16 protein-coding genes are annotated in these 20,799 nt (G+C 40.5%); 13 read left to right on the forward strand and 3 right to left on the reverse strand.

Features of this window, described 5'->3' with window-relative positions:
* Window positions 1–59: 59 nt before the first annotated feature.
* On the reverse strand, window positions 60–2,099 hold the full coding sequence (locus tag AQPE_RS16845) for a M13 family metallopeptidase (RefSeq protein ID WP_318347661.1): 2,040 nt from the start codon (window positions 2,097–2,099) through the stop codon (window positions 60–62).
* 137 nt (window positions 2,100–2,236) lie between these two features.
* Here AQPE_RS16845 and AQPE_RS16850 point away from each other — a divergent pair, with 137 nt between their 5' ends.
* From AQPE_RS16850 to lon, 7 genes are all read left to right on the forward strand, one after another.
* Complete coding sequence (locus AQPE_RS16850) at window positions 2,237–2,818, forward strand: thioredoxin family protein (RefSeq protein WP_318347662.1); 582 nt, start codon at window positions 2,237–2,239, stop codon at window positions 2,816–2,818.
* 384 nt (window positions 2,819–3,202) lie between these two features.
* Window positions 3,203–4,513 carry an oligosaccharide flippase family protein gene (locus AQPE_RS16855; protein ID WP_318347663.1) on the forward strand — a complete coding sequence of 437 codons (1,311 nt, stop codon included), beginning with the start codon at window positions 3,203–3,205 and terminating at the stop codon, window positions 4,511–4,513.
* 18 nt (window positions 4,514–4,531) lie between these two features.
* The gene (locus AQPE_RS16860; RefSeq protein ID WP_318347664.1) at window positions 4,532–5,242 is read left to right on the forward strand and encodes a DNA alkylation repair protein; all 711 of its coding nucleotides are present in this window, start codon (window positions 4,532–4,534) and stop codon (window positions 5,240–5,242) included.
* A 77-nt stretch (window positions 5,243–5,319) separates the two neighbouring features.
* Window positions 5,320–6,093, forward strand: coding sequence for a Bax inhibitor-1/YccA family protein (locus tag AQPE_RS16865; protein WP_318347665.1), 774 nt, complete (start codon window positions 5,320–5,322; stop codon window positions 6,091–6,093).
* Between the two features lie 154 nt (window positions 6,094–6,247).
* Window positions 6,248–7,417 carry a GNAT family N-acetyltransferase gene (locus AQPE_RS16870; RefSeq protein ID WP_318347666.1) on the forward strand — a complete coding sequence of 390 codons (1,170 nt, stop codon included), beginning with the start codon at window positions 6,248–6,250 and terminating at the stop codon, window positions 7,415–7,417.
* Between the two features lie 99 nt (window positions 7,418–7,516).
* Window positions 7,517–7,780, forward strand: a complete 264-nt coding sequence (locus AQPE_RS16875; protein WP_318347667.1) for a type B 50S ribosomal protein L31 — start codon at window positions 7,517–7,519, stop codon at window positions 7,778–7,780.
* A 271-nt stretch (window positions 7,781–8,051) separates the two neighbouring features.
* Window positions 8,052–10,484, forward strand: a complete 2,433-nt coding sequence (gene lon / locus AQPE_RS16880; protein WP_318347668.1) for an endopeptidase La — start codon at window positions 8,052–8,054, stop codon at window positions 10,482–10,484.
* Window positions 10,485–10,547: 63 nt separating this feature from the next.
* Here lon and AQPE_RS16885 read toward each other — a convergent pair whose 3' ends face one another.
* Window positions 10,548–11,318 (reverse strand): LytR/AlgR family response regulator transcription factor, encoded by a 771-nt coding sequence (locus AQPE_RS16885; RefSeq protein ID WP_318347669.1) that lies wholly within the window; start codon window positions 11,316–11,318, stop codon window positions 10,548–10,550.
* Window positions 11,319–11,325: 7 nt separating this feature from the next.
* A complete protein-coding gene (locus AQPE_RS16890; protein ID WP_318347670.1) occupies window positions 11,326–12,078 on the reverse strand; it encodes a LytR/AlgR family response regulator transcription factor in 753 nt (250 codons plus the stop codon).
* A gap of 492 nt (window positions 12,079–12,570) precedes the next feature.
* Here AQPE_RS16890 and AQPE_RS16895 point away from each other — a divergent pair, with 492 nt between their 5' ends.
* From AQPE_RS16895 to AQPE_RS16920, 6 genes are all read left to right on the forward strand, one after another.
* Entirely contained in the window at window positions 12,571–13,740 is a 1,170-nt protein-coding gene (locus AQPE_RS16895; protein ID WP_318347671.1) for a cytochrome c3 family protein, read from the forward strand.
* 304 nt (window positions 13,741–14,044) lie between these two features.
* Window positions 14,045–16,990: a TAT-variant-translocated molybdopterin oxidoreductase gene (locus AQPE_RS16900; protein WP_318347672.1), complete on the forward strand. Its 2,946-nt coding sequence runs from the start codon at window positions 14,045–14,047 to the stop codon at window positions 16,988–16,990.
* Between the two features lie 28 nt (window positions 16,991–17,018).
* Window positions 17,019–18,410 (forward strand): NrfD/PsrC family molybdoenzyme membrane anchor subunit, encoded by a 1,392-nt coding sequence (gene nrfD, locus AQPE_RS16905; protein WP_318347673.1) that lies wholly within the window; start codon window positions 17,019–17,021, stop codon window positions 18,408–18,410.
* On the forward strand, window positions 18,403–18,921 hold the full coding sequence (locus AQPE_RS16910) for a DUF3341 domain-containing protein (RefSeq protein WP_318347674.1): 519 nt from the start codon (window positions 18,403–18,405) through the stop codon (window positions 18,919–18,921). The genes nrfD and AQPE_RS16910 overlap by 8 nt, the downstream gene beginning before the upstream one ends.
* Window positions 18,922–18,941: 20 nt before the next feature.
* Window positions 18,942–19,508 (forward strand): c-type cytochrome, encoded by a 567-nt coding sequence (locus AQPE_RS16915; RefSeq protein WP_318347675.1) that lies wholly within the window; start codon window positions 18,942–18,944, stop codon window positions 19,506–19,508.
* Between the two features lie 88 nt (window positions 19,509–19,596).
* Window positions 19,597–20,766, forward strand: coding sequence for a hypothetical protein (locus tag AQPE_RS16920; RefSeq protein WP_318347676.1), 1,170 nt, complete (start codon window positions 19,597–19,599; stop codon window positions 20,764–20,766).
* Window positions 20,767–20,799 lie beyond the last annotated feature (33 nt).

Raw genomic sequence — 20,799 nt, forward strand, 5'->3', positions numbered from 1 at the left:
CAATAAAATACTGTAAACTGCCTTCTGGCTTCCGTCTCCGGTCTTCTTTCTCCGTTCTTTTACCAGATTCGTACAATCAAACTATCGGGACGCCACATGCTGTCGCCTTCTTTTACCCCGAATGTACGATAAAATTCAGGAATATTTGAGAGAGTGCCGATTACGCGGTATTTGGCTGGCGAATGTTCGTCGCTTTTTACCTGGTTGGCTATGGCTTCGGGGCGCATATTCATCATCCATGCCAGTGCAAATCCAAGGAAAAACCGTTCATCCGGAGTTTTACCTGCAATTATTTCCTGATCCCGATATTGTTTGGTTTTCTGGAAAGCCTGGTAACCCATAATGATTCCGCCCAAATCGGCAATATTTTCGCCCTGGGTAAGCTCGCCGTTGATGTGCAGGCTGTCAACCGGATTGTATTGGTTGAATTGTTTCACGATCATTTTTGTTTTTGCATAAAATTTAGTGCTGTCTTCGGCAGTCCACCAATTCTTCAGGTTACCTTCAGCATTGTATTTGCTTCCCATGTCATCAAACCCGTGGGTCATTTCGTGCCCAAAAGTCGATCCGCCGATAATGGCATACAGAATGGCATCGTCGGCCATTTTGCGTTCGTAACCAGGTACAATAATGTTGCAGGCCGGAACCACAATCTCGTTATTCGACGGATTGTAATAGGCATTGTAGTTTTGTGGCTGCATGTCCCATTCGGTGCGGTCGACAGGCTTCCCAAATTTCGAAATGTTATAATTAAAGTGCCATTGGTTGGCATTGATTGCGTTTTGCGCATACGAATCGCGATTCACCTTTAGGCTGCTCAAGTCTTTCCATTTGTCAGGATAGCCCACTTTCATGATCATCGTTTCAAGTTTCGTTAAGGCCTTTTCTTTGGTTGCCGCGCTCATCCAATCCAGATTCTGAATTCGCTCGGCATACACAGTTTTAACGGCATTCCCAATTTCGACCAGTTTTTCTTTGGTTCCCGCAGGCAAATATTCCGAAACATAAACCTGTCCGATCAACTCGCCCAGATAGCTGTCGGTTTGCTCAACAACTCTTTTCCAGCGCGGTTTTGGCTGCTGAACTCCACGCAGCGTTTGTGAATAAAAACCGAAAACTTCAAGGTAAGTTTTATCGTCAAGATAAGAGGAAAGTCCTCGTGTAAGTCTGTATTTCAGGTAGTTTTTCCAGTCTTCGAGTGGAAGTTTTTTTAGATTCGAATTTAATGCAGCAAGATATTCAGGCTGACCAACAATGACCGAATCTACTTTTTGAAGTCCGGTTTCCTGAAAAAAGACTTGCCAGTTAAAATTTGGCGTAGCCGTTTCCAGTTGCTGTGTCGTTAATTTGGTATAGTTTTTCAGCGGATCGCGGGTGTCTTCTTTTTTTCGCGAAGCCAATGCCAGCGCTGTTTCAAGTTTCAACTGATTGGCTGCGGCTGTCTTCGCTTTTTGCTGATCGTATCCCAAAATCCGGTACATGTTTTCGAGGTGCACCAGGAATTTTTCGCGAATCTGTATGGTTCGTGCATCTTTTTCAAAATAGTATTGCCTGTCGGGAAGGCTCAATCCACCTTGCCAGATATTCACCGCATTCTTGCTGCTAATCTTACTATCCTGCCAAATACCAAATCCAAACAGGGCCGAACTTGAACCCTTGAAAATAGAAGCTGTTGTTGCTGCAAGCTCACTGATGTCTTTGATCTGATCAATCCGATCAAGGTATTTCTGAATGGCGGTAATCCCGTTCTTATTCAGGTTCATGCTGTCCATTCCCGAAAAATAGAAGTCGCCGATCTTTTGCTTGTTGCTTCCTTCTTCCGACTGGGTTAGGGCACTCGACTTACAGATTTTCAGAATCTGAGAATTTATCGTATCCTGAATCACCTGAAAAATACCGCAACTTTGTTCGCTTGCTGCGATTGGGTTTGCTTTAAACCAGTTTCCGTTGGCATATTGAAAAAAATCATTTCCGGGTTTTGCAGTTGTATCGATGTGTGCAACCAGAGGATCGGGCGCATGATCTTTCTTTACAGGTTGACAAGCATAAACTGTCATTAAAAAAACAGAACTTGAAAGGAATAATTGAATCGGCTTCATATAAATTGGATTAAAACGAATATGCTGATTGGTGTGTAAAATAGATTGTTCATTACAACGTTTGATTTTAAAATTCTCTTTTTGATCCTTTTTGCTTTGCTTTTGTTTGCATTAAAGAATCAACAAATTTATCAGTTATGGCTTACACTTTACAAATCGGCGATCAGGCTTTTGACTTTAACCTGAAAGCTACCGATGGGAACTATTACGGACTCCGAGATTTTTCCGATTCCCGGATTTTGGTGGTGTTTTTTACCTGCAATCATTGTCCGTATGTTTTGGGTAGCGACGAGGTAACCCGCGAAACTGCTGAGAAATTTGCATCCCAAGGCGTGCGCTTCATAGCCATTAATTCGAATAGCCCGAATACTTACGAGGAAGATAGTTTCGAAAATATGGTTTTGCGGATGAACGAGAAACGGTTTCCCTGGGTTTATCTTCACGATCAGACTCAGGAAATAGCGTTGGCATATGGCGCGCTGAAAACACCTCATTTTTACGTTTTTGATGAGAATCGCAAGTTGGTTTATACCGGACGTGCTGTCGATCAGCCGCGCGATGCCTCTAAGATCACCGTCAATGATCTGGATAGAACTTTGTCTGAATTGCTTTCCGAAAGAGCGGTTTCAGTTCCGGTGACCAACCCGATTGGATGCAACATCAAATGGGAGGGCAAAGAAAGACATTGGATGCCCCCGGAAGCCTGCGATCTGGTTTAATCGTTCAATCTGGGGATGTAAATCTTCACGAATATTTGGCTTTATACCTGTAACTGATAAGAAAGCGCGACTGGCCTCGGCCGGTGAGCCGAAAAACAAGTGATGACGGCGTTAAAAAATCTTTTCTGTCTGAGCCGAAGGCGAGTTTAGAAGATTTTAGCCGCCAAACACAGGTTTTTCGTGCGAGGCGGGCGCAGCCTTGACCTTTTTTGAATCTTTTTTTGGGTCAAGACAAAAAAGGATTTGGGGATATGGGGCAACGCCCCAACGATTATAGTATTTAATCGCATAAATGGATATTCTTTAATCTTTTAAACATTGTTTCGGTATCCCGGGCTTTTTTGTAGTTTTGAGAATACAAATCGAATCAACCTTGTCAATAAATTGCCTGTAAAATTTAAAGTTACCCAGATTTCTGCACTGCAGATCTTTCAGCTTTTGCGTTATTCGACACTGATACTTATCGGAGTCGTTTTTACGAAGTCCGCATTGTCAACATCCGAAATCGGGCAATACGAAACATTTTTATTTTTGGCTGGTGCGGTAAGCTTCTTCTGGCTAAACGGATTGATTCAGGGATTTCTACCTACATCGGGCAAACCTTCATCCTCACGCAAATCATCCGATTTATTCAATGTTTTTTATCTGCTGATGGCATTTTCAATACTTTCAGCGCTTTTCATTTTACTCTTTGAGCATTCTATTTCAGGCGTTTTGCTGAAAGGTTCTGAAATTCCTTTTTTGAAATATCTGCTGGTTTATTTGCTATTCACTTCACCTTCAGGTCTTGTTGAATATATTTATCTGATCCGGAATGAAGGGAAAGGAATGCTTGTTTACGGAATTGTTTCGTATGCGTTGATGTTGCTTTTAGTTGCGATGCCGCCAATCTTCGGGTTAAATATCGAATACAGTTTAATCGGATTAGTCTTTAGTTCGGTATTTCGTTTCGTTTGGCTGTTGGTTCTGTTGTTCCAGTATTCAAGTCCGGCTTTTAATCAGGTCTTTATCCGGAAACACTTAAAAAGTGCTGCGCCACTTGTGTTCTCCATGTTTTTAAGCGGATCAGGCCAATACATCGATGGATTTATTATTTCGCGATATTTCGATAGCGCCACTTTTGCCGTTTTTCGGTTTGGCGCCCGCGAGTTGCCCTTGGTTCTTTTATTGGCTAATGCTTTTAGCGCATCGATGTTGCCCGGTTTTGCCGATCAGTCGAAGTTGAAATCTAATCTCGAAGTCATAAAGCAAAACTCACAGAAACTTGGAATTTGGTTATTCCCTTTATCCGGAGTCCTGATGTTGATGTCGCATTGGGCATTTCCTGTAATTTTCAATGTCAACTTTGGTGGAAGCGCTACTATATTTAATATTTATTTGTTGTTAATCGTTAGCCGGTTAGTTTTCCCGCAAACCATCCTGATTGGCCTTCAGAAAAACAAGGCAATTATGGGAGCATCGTTCCTCGAAATTATTCTGAATGTGGCTTTCAGTATTTTGTTTATGCAGTTTTGGGGGTTGGCCGGAGTTGCCTACGGAACGGTTTGTGCGTATGCCTTTGAGAAGCTGATATTAATGGCTTTTGTGAAGAAAATATGTGGTTTTGGTGTTTCTGCCTATTTAAATCTGAAACAACATTTGCTTTATTCGTTACTTTTGGCGGTTCTATTTTATGTCGTCGAGTTTTTAATTTAACCTTTTGCTTTGTATCCTATGGATATTATTATTGATGACCCGATTCGCGAACAGGAATTTCGCCAGATACTGACCAAAATACGTTTGGCTAAAAACGGCGAAACAGTCGATCAGATGAAAAAACATGGTCTGGTCTATAAAATGAATTGGGGCGTTTCAATCATTCAACTGCGCGAGATCGCATCTCAATTTGATCCCAATCATTTGCTCGCTCTCAAGTTGTGGAACAAACAATGGCGCGAAACCATGATTCTGGCTGCCATGCTTGACGTTCCGAAGGAAGTGACCGAAGAGCAGATGGATTACTGGACAAAAAGTCTGGAAACTGCCGAAATTGCTGAAGCCCTGAACACATATCTTTGGGCAAAAACCAAATTTGCCTTTATAAAAGCATTGGAATGGTGTCGTGGAAAGAAACATTTGGTGCGTTTTACTGGTCTTCACCTGATGGGACGGCTTGCTCTGACTGAGAAGTCGGCTATGGACGAGTTTTTTGAACCTTTCTTCGACATACTGTCACCTTTGGCAAAAGATCCGAATTTGAAGCAGATTTTTTATCGTTCGTTTATTTTACTCGGAACAAAGAGCAAAACAATGAACGAAAGAGCTATTCTGTTTGCAGAAGGGTTGAAAGAGATTGATTCAGAGGAAAGTGGAGTTTTAGCTGAGATGATTCTTTCAGAACTCAAAAGTGAGTATGTACAGGATTTATTTGTTAAGAATACTTAACTGAGAACGGATTTCAGCAAGTCTGATTAATTTTGGTATAGTTTTTATGTATTAAAACGAAATTTAAATTTTAAACAATGGATATTACAAAATCATCGAATCCCGTATTTGGGAAGAACATATTTAGTCAATCAGCAATCAATACTGAAGACGGGGTGATGACCGTGAACGGAACAATCAATAAAACCGGGTTAATGTTGCTGATTGTTATTTTTGCTGCCACGTTTACCTGGCGTAAGTTTTTTGGTGCAATCGATCCGGCCACTCCGGGCGTTATGCCTTCAGGAATCATGGTCTGGACAATGGTTGGTGCGATTGGAGGTTTTATTACTGCACTGATTACTACATTCAGTCCACGCCGCGCTGCCATGACTGCTCCAATTTATGCCGTTTTCGAAGGTTTGTTCCTTGGAGCAATTTCGGCCATGTTCGAAGCCATGTATCCCGGATTGGTTATGCGTGCAGTTTCGCTTACATTTGGCGTATTCTTCATTATGCTTCTACTTTATCGTTCAGGAACTATTCGTGCTACTGATAAATTCAGGACAGTAATTTTTGCCGCAACAGGTGGTATTGCGCTGGTTTATCTGGTAAGTTTTATCGCCGGAATGTTTGGTGCCAATTTAGGTTTTATGTACGGAAATGGAATGATGGGAATTGGATTTAGCCTTGTTGTAGTCGTAATTGCTGCACTCAATCTGATTCTCGATTTCGACATGATTACACGTGGCGCCAATGCGATGGCTCCAAAATACATGGAATGGTATGGTGCATTTGGCCTGATGGTTACTTTAATTTGGTTGTACCTTGAAATGCTTCGTTTGCTTTCCAAATTATCGAGCCGGAATTAATTTTCAGGAGCATAAAAATTAAAAATATTCAACAGGGGCTTCGGTCCCTGTTTTTGTTTGATAGATTAAATGTATTACTTTCGGAACGTTATTTTATCCTGAAAATACTGGATATTCAGACATCAAAATCATCTGATTAATAATTGAATAAGATATGATACTCATTGAAGTTACCGATTCAAAAACCAAGAAGCAATTCCATAAAGTGCCACATTTGATCTATAAAAACGATCCGAATTGGGCATGTCCGTTGGAAACGATGGTTGAAGATGTATTCACTCCTGCAAAAAATCCATCATTTAAAACTGGTGAGGCTTGCCGCTGGATATTAACCGATGAAAGTGGTCAATTACTGGGGCGGATTGGAGCCTTTTTGAATCTGAAGAAAGTGCATACCTTCGAACAGCCAACCGGGGGATGTGGTTTTTTTGAGTGTGTCAATGATTTTGATGCCGCTAAAATGTTGTTTGATGCCTCGCGTGATTGGCTGAAAGAGCGTGGAATTGAAGCCATGGATGGGCCAGTCAATTTTGGGGAAAATTACATGAACTGGGGACTTCTTGCTGACGGGTTTGTTCATCAGGGTTTTGGGATGCCTTATAATCCTGCCTATTACGTCGATTTGTTTAAAAAATACGGATTCGAAGTTTATTTTAAGCAATTCAGTTACCATCTCGATTATTCTAAGCCTTTTCCGGAGCGCTTCTGGAAAATTGCCGGGTGGGTGGCGCAAAAACCGGGTTACACTTTCGAACATTTCTCGTTTGACAAGACCGAAAAATTTGTTGACGACTTCTGTTACATTTACGATGAAGCATGGCGTTTTCATGGACATTTTGAACCCCTCGATAAAGATGAAATACGCGATTTTATCAAAACGGCTAAAGCCATCATCGATCCAGAGATGATCTGGTATGCCTATCATGATGGAGTTCCAATTGCCCTGTTTGTTATGATTCCGGACATCAACCAAATCCTGAAAAAGCTGAATGGTAAAATGAATTTCATTAATATTCTGAAATTTCTGTATTATAAACGTAAAAGGATAATGACCCGAACCCGTATCTTAATTATGGGCGTGGTGCCAAAATATCAGAAATCGGGTATTGAGTCAGCAATTTTCTGGCATCAGGATAAATTAATGAAGCATAAGCCTGAGTACAAAGAGGTTGAATTGTCGTGGGCTGGTGATTTTAATCCCAAAATTATGGCGCTTTATAAGTCTGTTGGGGGTGTTGAGGCGAAAACGCATTACACCATGCGGTATCTTTTCGATCGCACGAAACCATTTAAAAGAGCCCCAATTATTGGGTTGGAAGATTAAATTTTAAAAATAAGGAATTTATAAAAAGAAATATTTGGAAATTACATTCCTATATGTAACTTTGCAAGCCGTTAAAAATACAAAGTAAAGAGACTAAAAATGAAAAAAGGGATACATCCAGAAAATTATCGTACTGTTGCATTCAAAGATATGTCAAACGGTCATGTTTATATAACCAAATCAACTGTTAACACAAAAGAAACAGAATTGGTTGACGGAGTTGAGTACCCGGTGATCAAACTTGAAATTTCAAGTTCATCTCACCCATTCTACACTGGAAAAATGAAATTGGTTGACACCGCAGGTCGTGTTGATAAATTCAATAACAGATTTAAAAAGACTCAGGAAATCAGAAATAAATAATTTTTGGTTTGATAAAATATTAAAAGCTTCGCATTGGCGAGGCTTTTTTTGTTTTATAATACCCTATTGTGCCAACATTGATCCATCATTTCCTGAACTGACAAAAGGAATCAGGAACTATCTATATTCCCGATTCTCCTCGTTAAATTCATGGTATTTATGGTTTGGCATGGCTATTGCAAAATTCAGCACATCTATTTCTGATTGATCTTTGTCGGTCAGGATGTCAGTTGTAAATGTTGAATATCATATAGACAGAAAATTATAAACTATGCAAAATATACTTATTCCCAGCTTAATGGATGATGAAAATGAGTTTATTCCAATCTTAAGTGATGGGGATGATTCTGAATTAACCAATCTTGATGTTCCTGACATTTTGCCAATTTTGCCTTTGCGCAATACGGTAATGTTTCCGGGAGTTGTAATGCCAATTACTGTAGGAAGACAAAAATCACTTCAGTTGGTACAGGAAGTGTACCGTGGAAATCGTTTGCTTGGAACTGTTGCTCAGAAAGATGGTAGCATTGACGATCCGAGTCAGAATGATTTATACCAGACTGGAACCATCGCCCAGATTCTCAAAATTCTGGAAATGCCCGATGGATCGACTTCGGTCATTATTCAGGGCAAAAAGCGATTTGAGGTTGTCGATTATACTCAGGAATTCCCGTATTTCAAAGCACGGGTAACTGCAATTGACGATATTCAGCCAAAGGACGATTCCGTAGAATTTTCCGCAATTATTGGTTCGTTAAAAGATCTGTCGATTAAAATTGCACAGTTTTCCATGCATATTTCTCCAGAAGCCTCTTTCGCTGTTAAGAATATTGAGAACTCTACGTTCCTGATCAATTTTGTTTGTTCGAACACCGATTTGAAGGTGGAAGAAAAGCAAGTTCTTTTGGGTATCAGTGATATTAAAGAGCGGGGTATTCAGGCCATAAGTTATTTGGTTCGCGAAGTTCAGATGGCTGAATTGAAACGAGATATTCAGACCAAAGTAAAGGCTGAACTTGATCAGCAGCAGCGGGAATATTTGCTTAACCAGCAGATGAAAACCATTCAGGATGAATTGGGTGGTAATCCGGCTGAGCAGGAAATTCAGGACTTTAAAGAACGTGCAAAAGAGAAGAAATGGTCGGAAGATGCGGCGAAACACTTTGAGAAGGAAGTTCATAAGCTTTCGCGCTTAAATCCGGCTGCCGGTGAATATTCGGTTCAGTTTGCCTATTGCCAGACTTTGCTCGATCTTCCGTGGAATGAATATACCGAAGATATATTTGATTTGAAACGTGCCGCTAAAGTGCTTGATGAAGATCATTACGGTTTGGAAAAGGTGAAAGAGCGTATCATGGAGCATCTGGCTGTTTTGAAGCTGAAAAACGATATGAAATCGCCAATTCTTTGTTTATACGGCCCTCCGGGAGTTGGAAAAACTTCGCTCGGGCGATCGATAGCCAAAGCCTTGGGACGTAACTATGTCCGGATGAGTTTAGGCGGTTTGCATGATGAAGCTGAAATTCGTGGTCACCGTAAAACATACATTGGTGCAATGCCGGGACGTATTTTGCAAAATATCAAAAAAGCAAAATCGTCAAATCCGGTATTTATTCTCGATGAATTGGATAAGGTTTCGCAAGACTTTCATGGCGATCCTGCTTCGGCATTGCTCGAAGTGTTGGATCCTGAACAGAATTTTGAGTTCCACGATAATTATGTGGAGTTGGAGTATGATCTGTCGAAAGTGATGTTTATTGCAACTGCAAATACGTTGAGTACAATTGCGCCAGCTTTGCGCGACAGACTTGAACTGATTGAAGTGAGCGGATATCTGGTAGAAGAGAAAATTGAGATTGCCAAACGGCACTTGATTCCTAAACAGCTTGAAAACCATGGGATAGAAGCGAAGAGTGTTAGTTTCTCGAAAGAAATCATTCAGCATATTATTGAAAATTACACTCGTGAATCGGGTGTTCGCGAATTGGATAAAAAAATTGCACGGGTTGCTCGTCGCATTGCCAAAAAGATTGCTTTTGAGGAAGCCTACAACATCAACCTGACCAAGGAAGATATTCGGGAATATTTGGGAGTTGTTCAGTATACCAAAGAAATATATCAAGGGAATAATTTTGCCGGAGTTGTTACCGGTTTGGCCTGGACAGCCGTTGGCGGTGAAATTCTCTATGTAGAAACCAGTTTAAGTAAAGGAAAGGGCTCACTTACCTTAACCGGAAATCTAGGTGATGTGATGAAAGAATCAGCCATGCTGGCACTCGAATATCTTCGTTCGCATGCAGAGCAAATGGGAATTAATCCAGAAGTCTTTGATCATTATAATGTACACGTTCATGTTCCTGAAGGTGCTATTCCAAAGGATGGTCCATCGGCTGGGATAACCATGGTAACTTCAATCGCATCGGCATTTACGCAGCGCAAGGTTCGGAAAAATCTGGCGATGACCGGCGAAATTACGCTTCGTGGCAAAGTATTGCCTGTGGGCGGAATCAAGGAAAAGATCCTGGCAGCAAAAAGGGCAGGAATTAAAGAGATCATTTTATCCGAAGCAAACCGTAAGGATTTGGAAGAAATAAAAGAAGTTTACATCAAGGGACTTAAGTTTCATCATGTAGATACTATACAGGAAGTTGTTGAGATTGCTTTGTTGGATTCAAAGGTTGATAATCCTTTAAAAATTGAATAAACAAAATAGAATCGGATACTCTAAAAGCAGCGGGAAGCATCAGGTTTTCCGCTGCTTTTATTTTTAATCCTGACTAAACGGAAATTTTATCATTTTGTCAAAATGAATCATTCTATCCTTAGAAACGGGTTCTTCCAATAGGGTTTGGTTATAGTCAATAATGAACTTTAAGCTTTTCTTATCAACACGTTGAAGGTAATTCAAGTTGATGCACGTCGAACGGTTTATTTGAAAAAGTGATGGCGAGTTGAGTATTTTTAATACTTTATAAAGATTTCGGGTTACAGTTTCTATCGTACCGTCGTTCATATGTACATCGCAATTGTTCAAATTTGACCTCATTATAACAATGTTTTTGATGTCAAGAAAAAGTATTCCTTTGGTTGTCGGAAGTTTTATCTTGGGAGTGCTTGTCTGCGAATTGATAAATATATCTAATTTTTTTTCGTGACTTTTCTTCTCAACTTTTGCTTTGTATTTTTCGATTACCATTGTCAGATCTGCGATGCAAAACGGCTTAGTCAGGAAATCGAGTGGTTTAATATCGAGCGCATCGTAAGCGTAATGTTGATGGGCTGTTGTGAAAACAATCTCGGAGTAGAAATTATCTGTTTGAATTTTATCGGCCACTATCAGTCCATTCATGTCGGGCATGTCGATGTCAAGAAAAACCAACTCAGGTAATGTTTCTTTTACCAATTCTAATCCTTTCCCTGCCACAGTTTCTTTCCCGATAATTTCAATAAACGGAAACTGCCGAAGATACATTTCAAGTAAGTTGATTGCATTAGGTTCGTCATCAATGATAATCGCTGAAATGGTTGTTTGATCCATAGAAACGTTATTCAGTGTCTAATTTGGTTAAATTTCTGATGTGAGTTCTGCCACCTTTAATTTCGTACTCTTTCCCATTCGCCGATAAAACAATAATATTGTTGCTTCGGTATATTTTACGTATAAAACGCTGGTTAATCAAATGAGATCGGCTAACACGTATAAAATTGAATGGGCTTAACATTTCTTCAAATTTCGAAAGGAACTGACTGCTTAATTCGTTCCGGTCGCTGGTTAAATAAAGTTCTGTATAAAAACCAGCAGCCTTACAAAAAATTAGTTCATCCGGATTTAACATCAGATACCCTTTTGTAGTTTGCAGCCTGAGTCTGGTTTCTTCCGGAGTTCCATCTATCAGCTGGTTTACACGTGCTTGTAGGTTGTTTTGTTTATCCTCGTGAACCGTATTTATAATTTTCAAGAGTTCGCTGTTTTCGATGGGCTTTAGTAAGTATTTAAATATTCCGTTTTGTATAGCAAACGCTGCATATTCTTTGGTTTTCGATACCAAAACAAGAGTTGTTTCGGGAAGTTTTGTTTTAACAAATTCGATCAGTTCTTTTTCTGCTTTCCCTTTTGAAGGATAATCGAAAAGTATGATGTCAGGATTACTGTTTATTATTTTGAGTATTGCCTGATCTGTATTTTCGGCAGTCTTAATGTCTGAAACCACTGGATTTGCTTGAAGTAGCTCTAAGGCCTGATCCATTGATTCCTGTTCGCTATCAATAATTAAGATGGATATTTTAGTGCTGTTCATTACGCCGATCAATATTTATTGAATTGCAATAAAGATAACAATATCTGATATTTGATTGGTGGGGAAATAAGAAAATTATGATATACTTCTAAACATCAAAAAAAGCAGTGTGTGCAAAGCTGAATTTGTTAAATAAATACTGACAAGGGAATCTATTTGTCACTACTCCTGAATTATTATTTGTACTAAATTCATTACCTCTTCAAGTCGTTTTGCAATCTGCATCTAAAAATAAATATCATTGTATTTATTGAATGAAAAATAAATTGATATTGATTTTGTCTAATCGCAATTGTGGTACTGATTTCAAAATTGGCTTAGCTGTCAGTAAATTAGTCGTATTTCATCTTATTTGTTATTTGTTTCTTCATCATTTAGGTTACTGTTTCTTATTTTTTTATATTTAGAGGGGAAACCATAACGTAATTTGATTGTTTATCATGAAGATTTGAAAAATGGTTCCATTATATATTAAATACTAATCCTATTTGAATGAGAAAAGTTGTACTTCTCCGGCATGTCCCGTTAAATTTGAAGGCATTTATTTCCCTGTTGTTTTTATCCATCTTTTTATTTACCGGAAGTCTGGTTAATGCTCAATCTTCTGACGAAGAAGAAGATCCTGCTGCCGAAATTCATTCGCATAACGACATTCAGCGGGGAGAACGTTTTTTTAAGGGCTTATTGCCTAAAGATCGCAAATTCGAATCCTGCGAATCTTGCCATATCCTGTCGAAATCGGATACGATGAATTGGAATCCATCGGCTATGGATATTGCTACAAAGTATGCAGGGAAAGACTTTGCCGGTTTCCAGAGTGCAGTAATGCAACCCAACGGAACTAAAATGGAGGCTTCTCATAAGGATTTTAAAATTGAAGATGAAGATCTCAGGAAAGTAAAATTATATTTGGATGAACTGGCTAAAACCGGACCTCCTTCTGCCGGACCAACCGTCAACCAGTTGATGCTTTTCATTTTGTTGGGGCTGTTATTGACATTTGCTCTGCTCGATTTAATTTTCTTTCATAAAATCAAATACCGTATTGTTAATGTTGTCATTTTGCTAGTGGCTTTAGGATTGCAGGCAAAAATGATTTCCGAAGCGGCTATCAATCTTGGCCGTTCTCAAAATTATGCTCCCGATCAACCCATCAAATTTTCGCATAAAGTACATGCGGGAGCTAATAAAATCGATTGTAAATATTGCCATTCAACCGCCGAATACAGTAAATCGGCCGGAATTCCAGCCATGGAGTTATGTATGAACTGCCACGTGCTGGTTCGGGAAGGAGCTCGCTCCGGAAAATTCGAAATTGCTAAAGTGGTTGAGGCTAATGAAACGAAGCAACCAGTTACCTGGGTTCGTTTGCATAGTTTACCTGATCATGTGTTTTTTAGTCATGCACAACATGTTAGCGTTGCTAAAGTTGATTGCAAACAATGTCATGGTGATGTTGCTAACATGGACATTATGAAACAAACCAGCGATTTATCGATGGGTTGGTGTATTAATTGTCACCGCCAGACGAAAGTGAATTTTAAGGACAATCACTATTACGATAATTACATGAAGTTGCACGATGAAGTGAAGGCTGGAAAGATTGATACTGTTCGTGCAGTGAATATTGGTGCCAATGATTGTATGCGCTGCCATTATTAAGAAGTTGCGGGTTTCGAGTTACGGGTTTCTCACCCTGAAAGGGTGTAATATAAATAGCCCGGGGTAAAGTGACGAAGGAACGAAACCCCGGGACAAGGAAGAACCCAGAATGCCGTCCGCGTGATAATTTTGATCAAAGTCAATGTTTTATTTCGGACGGAAATAAGGAATTCAAATTCGGGATTTGTAGTGTAGAAGAAAATAAGAAACAAGGAACAAGAAATGAGTAAAAGGCAATTGTTGCACTTTCTTTTTTCCTCCTTACTCAAGTATATTGAATTTAAATTTTGAAAATAGATAGTCGATGAAGACATACTGGAGAAGTATAGAAGAACTTGCCAATCCAAAAGAGCTACGCCGGGAAGAAGTGCGTGAAGAAGCCAAACAGAAGAGCATGTTGATGAAAGGCGACAAAGACCTGAATTCAGCATCACGACGCGATTTTCTGAAAACTTTTGGTTTTAGCATTGCTGCCGCTTCTATTGTTGCTAGCTGTAAAAGGCCAATCGATAAAGCCATTCCATATTTGGTAAAGCCCGATGAAGTCAATCCCGGAACGGCAAATTATTATGCATCTTCCTATTTCGAAGGGAATGAATACGGAAGCATCATTGTGAAAGTTCGTGATGGCAGGCCTATCAAGATTGAAGGAAATGCGCTGAGTTCTATTTCTCAGGGCGGAACAAGCGCCCGGATTCAGGCTTCTGTATTGAATCTTTACGACGATGCACGGTTTAAAGTACCTTCAAAAAGTGGATCGGAAATTACCTGGGAGAAAGCTGACGAAGAAATCATGGCTCAACTCTCAATACTAAAGTCGCAGGGTGGCAAAGTGGTTCTGCTCAGTTCAACAATTATTTCTCCATCGACACGCGAGATTATTCGAAAATTTGCTGAAAAGCAAACAAATACCGAATGGATTCAATACGATCCTGTTTCGGCCTCCGGAATTTTGGAAGCGAACAAAAAAAGTTTCGGATCGGCTTTTATTCCGGACTACCGGTTTAAACAGGCCAAAGTAGTGGTTAGTTTTGGAGCCGATTTTCTTGGAACTTGGCTCTCAACTGTTGAATATACAAAAGATTACACTTCAGCCCGACAGTTACAGAACGGGGGTAAGGAAATGCTGCGTCATTACCAATTTGAGTCCGGTATGACCTTGAGTGGTTCGAATGCCGATGTCCGCTTCCCAATTAAACCATCAGAAGAAGGCGCAATTGTTCTGGCTTTGTATAACGCTGTTGCCAAAGCAAAAGGTGGACAAATACTTTCAGGAGCTCAATCTTCAGTAGACATTACTGAACTGGCTAAAGACCTGCTCGAAAATGAAAAACAAAGCATTGTGATCTCCGGAAGCAATGATGTAAATATACAGTTGCTCGTAAATGGCATCAATCAATTGTTAGGCAACTACGGTCAGACCATCGGGTTAGAAAATCATCTACTAACCAAACAGGGAATTGATCAGGATACAGATCGCCTGCTTTCTGATTTAAAGGCTGGCAATGTAAAGGCATTGCTAGTTTGGAATGCCAATCCTGTTTACGATCATCCGAAAGGGAAGGAGTTTGCAGAGGCCATCAAGAAAACTGGTTTAAGCGTTTCGTTTTCTGAAAGGCCCGACGAAACTACTGCACTTTGCCAGTACGTTTTGCCTGAAAGTAATTTGCTGGAAAGTTGGAACGATCTGGAACCGAAATCCGGAATTTTCAGTCTTGTCCAGCCGGTAATTGCTCCGATCTTCAACAGCCGTCAGGTTCAGTCAACGTTGCTGAAGTGGATCGGCGCCGACCTAAATTATCGCGATTACATCAAAAGTTTCTGGAAAGAAAATCAATTCCTGAAACAGAAAAATACATCTGATTTCCGTCAGTTCTGGAATACTTCGTTGCAAAACGGAATTTTTGAAACGGTTCAGGAAACCAAATTAAGTTATTCTCCGGAAGGACTTTCTCAGGCTGCAAGCCAAATTAAACCTGCCGTAGCTGGACTGGAAGTTGCTATTTACGAAAGTATAGCCATTGGAAACGGAAAACTGGCCAATAACCCTTGGTTACAGGAATTACCCGATCCGGTTGCTAAAATCAGTTGGGATAACTTCGCTGCTGTTCCGGTTGCTTATGCTACCGAAAATGGACTGAAAAACGAAGATGTCGTTCTGGTAAATGGCATGGAATTGCCTGTATTTGTCCAGCCAGGACAAGCTAAAGATACTATTTCAGTTGCTTTGGGGTATGGACGCCAGATTGCCGGAAAAGTTGGTGATAAAACCGGCTCAAATCTTTATCCGTTTGTCGGAATTGAAAACGGAACACGTCAGTATTTCATGACTTCGGCCAAAGTTGAAAAAGTTCCGGGTAAAGTATTTGAACTGGCGATTTCCCAGACTCATTATTCGATGGAAGGTCGTGAAATTGTTCGCGAAACTTCGTTGGATGAATACATCAAGAATCCGGTTTCAGGAAATGAAAAGGAAGCGGAAGACAAGGCAAAGTCAGTAACATTGTATGATGCACCGGTTTATAACGGACATCACTGGGGAATGGCTGTTGACCTGAACTCGTGTACCGGTTGCGGGAACTGCGCCATTGCCTGTCAGGCTGAAAATAATGTTCAGGTGATCGGAAAGGAACAAGTACGGAACCGCCGCATCATGCACTGGATCAGAATAGATCGTTATTATTCTGAAAATCCTGAAAATCCGAAGGTATCGTTCCAGCCAGTGATGTGTCAACATTGCGGAAATGCGCCATGCGAAAATGTTTGCCCGGTTGCAGCAACTCCGCACAGCGAAGAAGGTTTAAATCAGATGGCCTACAACCGGTGCGTAGGGACAAAATATTGCGTAAACAACTGCCCATACAAAGTGCGCCGGTTTAACTGGTTCCAGTATGTGAAGAACGAGAAATTCGATTTTGCATCGAACAGTGATTTGGGCCGGATGGTTTTAAATCCTGATGTGACGGTTCGTTCGCGTGGGGTAGTCGAAAAATGCTCGATGTGCGTTCAACGCATTCAGGAGAAAAAACAGTTGGCCAAGTTGGAAGGGCGGGCAATTGCTGATGGCGAGATAAAAACTGCATGTTCGCAGTCTTGCCCCGGAAATGCAATTGTGTTTGGTGATCTTGAAAATCCGGAAAGCCGCATTTCGAAATTGTTTCAGGATAAACGCAATTACCATTTATTGGGAGAATTACACACTTTGCCTTCGGTAGGCTACCTGACTAAGGTTAGAAATACAAATGCATGATCAATAATCAAAGAAAATAGATCGGACTATGTACAAAACGGACGTACGAGGAAAATTAATTGACGGAGAAAAGTCGCTCAGTCAGATTTCGCAGGAGATTCTTGCTCCCATTGATGCCAAAGTGCCCAGATGGTGGTATGTAGCCATGGGTGTCAGTTTGGTAATGTTTGCCTGGGGTGCCAGAAGTATTTATATCACGCTGACTGTTGGAATTGGTTCGTGGGGTGTAAACAACACAGTTGCATGGGGATGGGCAATTATCAACTTTGTATGGTGGATCGGGATTGGCCATGCCGGAACCGCTTTTTCCATTTTCCTGCTGATTTTGCGACAGAAGTGGAGAACCGCAATTAACCGTGCTGCGGAAGCTATGACAGTTGTTGCAGTTTTTTGTGCCGCATTGTTTCCGCTGATGCACATGGGCCGTTCATGGTTGTTTTTCTATGTTTTTCCGTATCCGAATACCCGCGGTCCACTTTGGGTAAACTTTAACTCCCCGCTGTTTTGGGACTTTGTAGCTATATCGGCATACTTACTTATTTCGGCCAGCTTCTGGTATTTCGGTATGGTTCCTGATTTTGCTACTATTCGCGATACTACAAAATCGAAAGTCAAAAAAGCTGTTTATGGGTTCTTTTCTTTTGGTTGGACTGGCTCATCAAAAGAATGGTTGCGATACGAAGGCCTGGCTTTTGTGCTTGGCGGAATCGCTGCGGTTCTGGTAGTTTCGGTTCACTCCATCGTATCAACCGACTTCGCTGCATCTATTGAGCCGGGTTGGCACACCACTTTGTTTCCTCCATACTTTGTTGTTGGAGCTATTTTTTCCGGATTTGCCATGGTATTAACTTTGGTTACCCTGATGAAGAAATTATATGGAATGGGCGATTTTATTACTGAAAATCACGTTGACGCTGTTTGTCGCGTGCTGGTTTTTATTTCGCTGATCATGGGAACTGCATACATTACCGAAATATTTATAGCATGGTATTCAGGTTCCGAATATGAAATGTACACCTTCTTTAAAAACCGGATTACCGGTGAATACGCCATGCAATTCTGGGGAATGTTCATTTTCAATGCCATTATGCCACAATTATTCTGGTCAAGAAAAGTGCGTCGCAACATTTGGGTCGTATTTATCATTTCGCTTTTAATTAACCTTGGAATGTGGTTCGAACGATTTAATATCGTAATTACTTCGCTTTCTAAAAATTATCTGCCTGCCAGTTGGGCCGAATATCATCCATCTATGGTTGAGATTGGCTTCTTTGTAGGTACACTTGGAATGTTTTCAGCAGGAGTATTGTTGTTCTTCCGCTTCATTCCGCAGATAGCCATTAGTGAAGTCAAGATGATTTCGAAATACAATACTCAGCAAACTGATCACCTTAAACCGGGTCACCATGATTATGAATAAGAAATATTTAGTCGGTGTTTTTGACAACGAACATACGTTGATTGATGCTTTTGATAAGGCTTTGGCGAAAGGTGTAGTTATCGAAGAAGTGTATACGCCTTATCCGATTCATGAGATTTTGACTGGGATGAAAACCAAAACAAACATTACCACGGCAGCTTTCTTTTATGGCGTATTTGCTGTAATAATGCTGATCGGTGGGATGTATTATGCTGCGGTTGTCGACTGGCCTTTGCATTTCGGGGGAAAACCATTTAATACTTTTCCATCGTTTATTGTGATAACAATTGTTGCAACAATTCTGACGATTACACTTTTGACCCTGCTTACTTTTTCTGTCCGGTCGAAAATTTATCCGGGGAAAAAGGCCGATATTATTGACATTCGTGCAACCGATGATAAATTCATTATTCTGCTCGATCAGGAAAAAATGGGAATAGAGAAACCCGAAGTAACCAAGTTATTTCAGACAAACGGAGCATCTGAAGTATACGAAAAGGAATCCAACTAACTGAACTAAAATTTTCAAGTATGGAATTGAAAAATACGATAAAAAGTCTTGCCGCAATTGCCCTTATTTTGGCGTTTGGATCGTGCGACCGAGACCGAAATACGAAAGGTTGGGAGTATTTTGACGATATGACACATTCAGCAGCGTACGAAACCTATACTCCTAATCCGAATTTTGCCGATGGAAAAACCATGCGCAATCCGGTTGAGGGAACTGTTCCTCTCGGTTATCAGCCCTATCTGTATGAGAAAAACGATACAGATCGCGTACTTGCCGGAAAGGAATTAGTAAATCCATATCAGCCAACTTCTGAAAATATTGCTCGCGGAAAACAGGTGTTTGCTGTTTTTTGCATGAATTGTCATGGCGATAAAGGTGACGGGAAAGGCTACTTATTTACAAGTGGCAAGTATCCTTTTCCTCCGAAGAGTTTGCTTTCAGATAAAGTCAGGAAAGGCCCAATTGGCGAGATATATCATGTTGTAACTGTTGGGTTTGGCGTAATGCCGGCACATGGTTCGCAAGTCAGGCCTGAAGATCGCTGGAAAGTTGCCATGTATGTGAAAGAAGTGCTGCAGAAGCAGTGATGAATTATAAATTATTAATGATCTGTGAGATTATCCTTTGCCGTCTGCTTTAGCTGACGGACATGAAAATATAGAAAAAAGAAAAGATATGGACAATATGGAAGACCGTTTGATTGTTCCCCAGAAGTTTAAAAACCTGTTGTATGGGCTGATCGCCATTGGAGTTATTTCGATGGTTGCCGGTTTTATACTCGATCCGCACCGGGCTTGGGCCAATTATTTGCTGAACAATTATTATTTTGTTTCGATAGCAATTGGAGCAGCCTTCTTTGGTGCGATACAATACATTGCGCAGGCAGGCTGGTCGTCGGCTTTTAAGCGAATTCCTGAAGCCATGGCATCGTATATTCCAGTAGCTGCAGTTTTCTTTTTACTGATGTATTTTGGCATGCACACCATTTTCCATTGGTCGCACGAAGGAATTACAGAAACCGATAAACTACTTGCACACAAGGCGCCTTACCTGAATGTTCCTTTTTTCTTCTTACGCGTCATTCTTTTTTTCGGATTGTGGATTGTAATGGTTCGCTTGTTGCGCAAAATATCGTTGAAAGAAGATGCTGAAGGCGGAATGCAGCACTTTTACGATTCTGAAAAATATTCCAAGGTGTTTATTTTTATCATTGCCATCAGCTTTACTTTGTTTGCCATCGATATGATTATGTCGCTCGAACCGCATTGGTTTAGCGGATTGTTTGCGGCCAAAAGTTTTATTGCCGCTTTCTTGCATGGAGCGACTGTCATCACCCTTATTGTAATTATTTTATCCCGGATTGGTCACTTGCCAATGCTAAACCGTAGCCATTTGCACGATTTTTCCCGGTATATTTTCATGCTTGCCATCATTTGGGGTTACTTCAATTTTGCTGAATTCATGATTATTTGGTACGGAAATCTTCCGGAAGAAACCATCTTCTATGTCAACCGCTCTCATGGTGCATTTGGCGTATTGTTTTATGCCAATATTATCCTGAACTGGTTTATCCCATTCCTGTTCCTGATGCCACGAATGACCTCGCGAAGCAAAATGTTTATGGTTCCGGTAATCATTTTGCTGATGGTTGGCCAGTACACTGAATTGTATTATTACATCTGGCCGGCAGTAGTTCATGAAGCCAAATTCGGTATCCTCGAGATTGGAACTTACCTTGGATTTTTAGGTCTGTTTACATTGGTCGTCACAAACACCTTATCAAAGGCTAATCTGGTTCCCAAAAACCATCCGTATCTCGAAGAAAGTGTTTATCACCAGTTCTGATGAACTTTGATACAGAAATAGAAAATCCCGAAA

This window comes from Aquipluma nitroreducens, from assembly GCF_009689585.1.
Classification (GTDB): domain Bacteria; phylum Bacteroidota; class Bacteroidia; order Bacteroidales; family Prolixibacteraceae; genus Aquipluma; species Aquipluma nitroreducens.

Bases quoted from the DNA above. Each gene is read 5' to 3' on its own strand.
- lon (WP_318347668.1), top strand. From the start codon at position 8,052: ATGCAAAATATACTTATTCCCAGCTTAATGGATGATGAAAATGAGTTT.
- AQPE_RS16920 (WP_318347676.1), top strand. From the start codon at position 19,597: ATGGACAATATGGAAGACCGTTTGATTGTTCCCCAGAAGTTTAAAAAC.
- nrfD (WP_318347673.1), top strand. From the start codon at position 17,019: ATGTACAAAACGGACGTACGAGGAAAATTAATTGACGGAGAAAAGTCG.
- AQPE_RS16870 (WP_318347666.1), top strand. From the start codon at position 6,248: ATGATACTCATTGAAGTTACCGATTCAAAAACCAAGAAGCAATTCCAT.
- AQPE_RS16910 (WP_318347674.1), top strand. From the start codon at position 18,403: ATGAATAAGAAATATTTAGTCGGTGTTTTTGACAACGAACATACGTTG.
- AQPE_RS16895 (WP_318347671.1), top strand. From the start codon at position 12,571: ATGAGAAAAGTTGTACTTCTCCGGCATGTCCCGTTAAATTTGAAGGCA.
- AQPE_RS16890 (WP_318347670.1), bottom strand. From the start codon at position 12,078: ATGAACAGCACTAAAATATCCATCTTAATTATTGATAGCGAACAGGAA.
- AQPE_RS16885 (WP_318347669.1), bottom strand. From the start codon at position 11,318: ATGGATCAAACAACCATTTCAGCGATTATCATTGATGACGAACCTAAT.
- AQPE_RS16845 (WP_318347661.1), bottom strand. From the start codon at position 2,099: ATGAAGCCGATTCAATTATTCCTTTCAAGTTCTGTTTTTTTAATGACA.
- AQPE_RS16860 (WP_318347664.1), top strand. From the start codon at position 4,532: ATGGATATTATTATTGATGACCCGATTCGCGAACAGGAATTTCGCCAG.
- AQPE_RS16850 (WP_318347662.1), top strand. From the start codon at position 2,237: ATGGCTTACACTTTACAAATCGGCGATCAGGCTTTTGACTTTAACCTG.
- AQPE_RS16875 (WP_318347667.1), top strand. From the start codon at position 7,517: ATGAAAAAAGGGATACATCCAGAAAATTATCGTACTGTTGCATTCAAA.
- AQPE_RS16865 (WP_318347665.1), top strand. From the start codon at position 5,320: ATGGATATTACAAAATCATCGAATCCCGTATTTGGGAAGAACATATTT.
- AQPE_RS16915 (WP_318347675.1), top strand. From the start codon at position 18,942: ATGGAATTGAAAAATACGATAAAAAGTCTTGCCGCAATTGCCCTTATT.
- AQPE_RS16900 (WP_318347672.1), top strand. From the start codon at position 14,045: ATGAAGACATACTGGAGAAGTATAGAAGAACTTGCCAATCCAAAAGAG.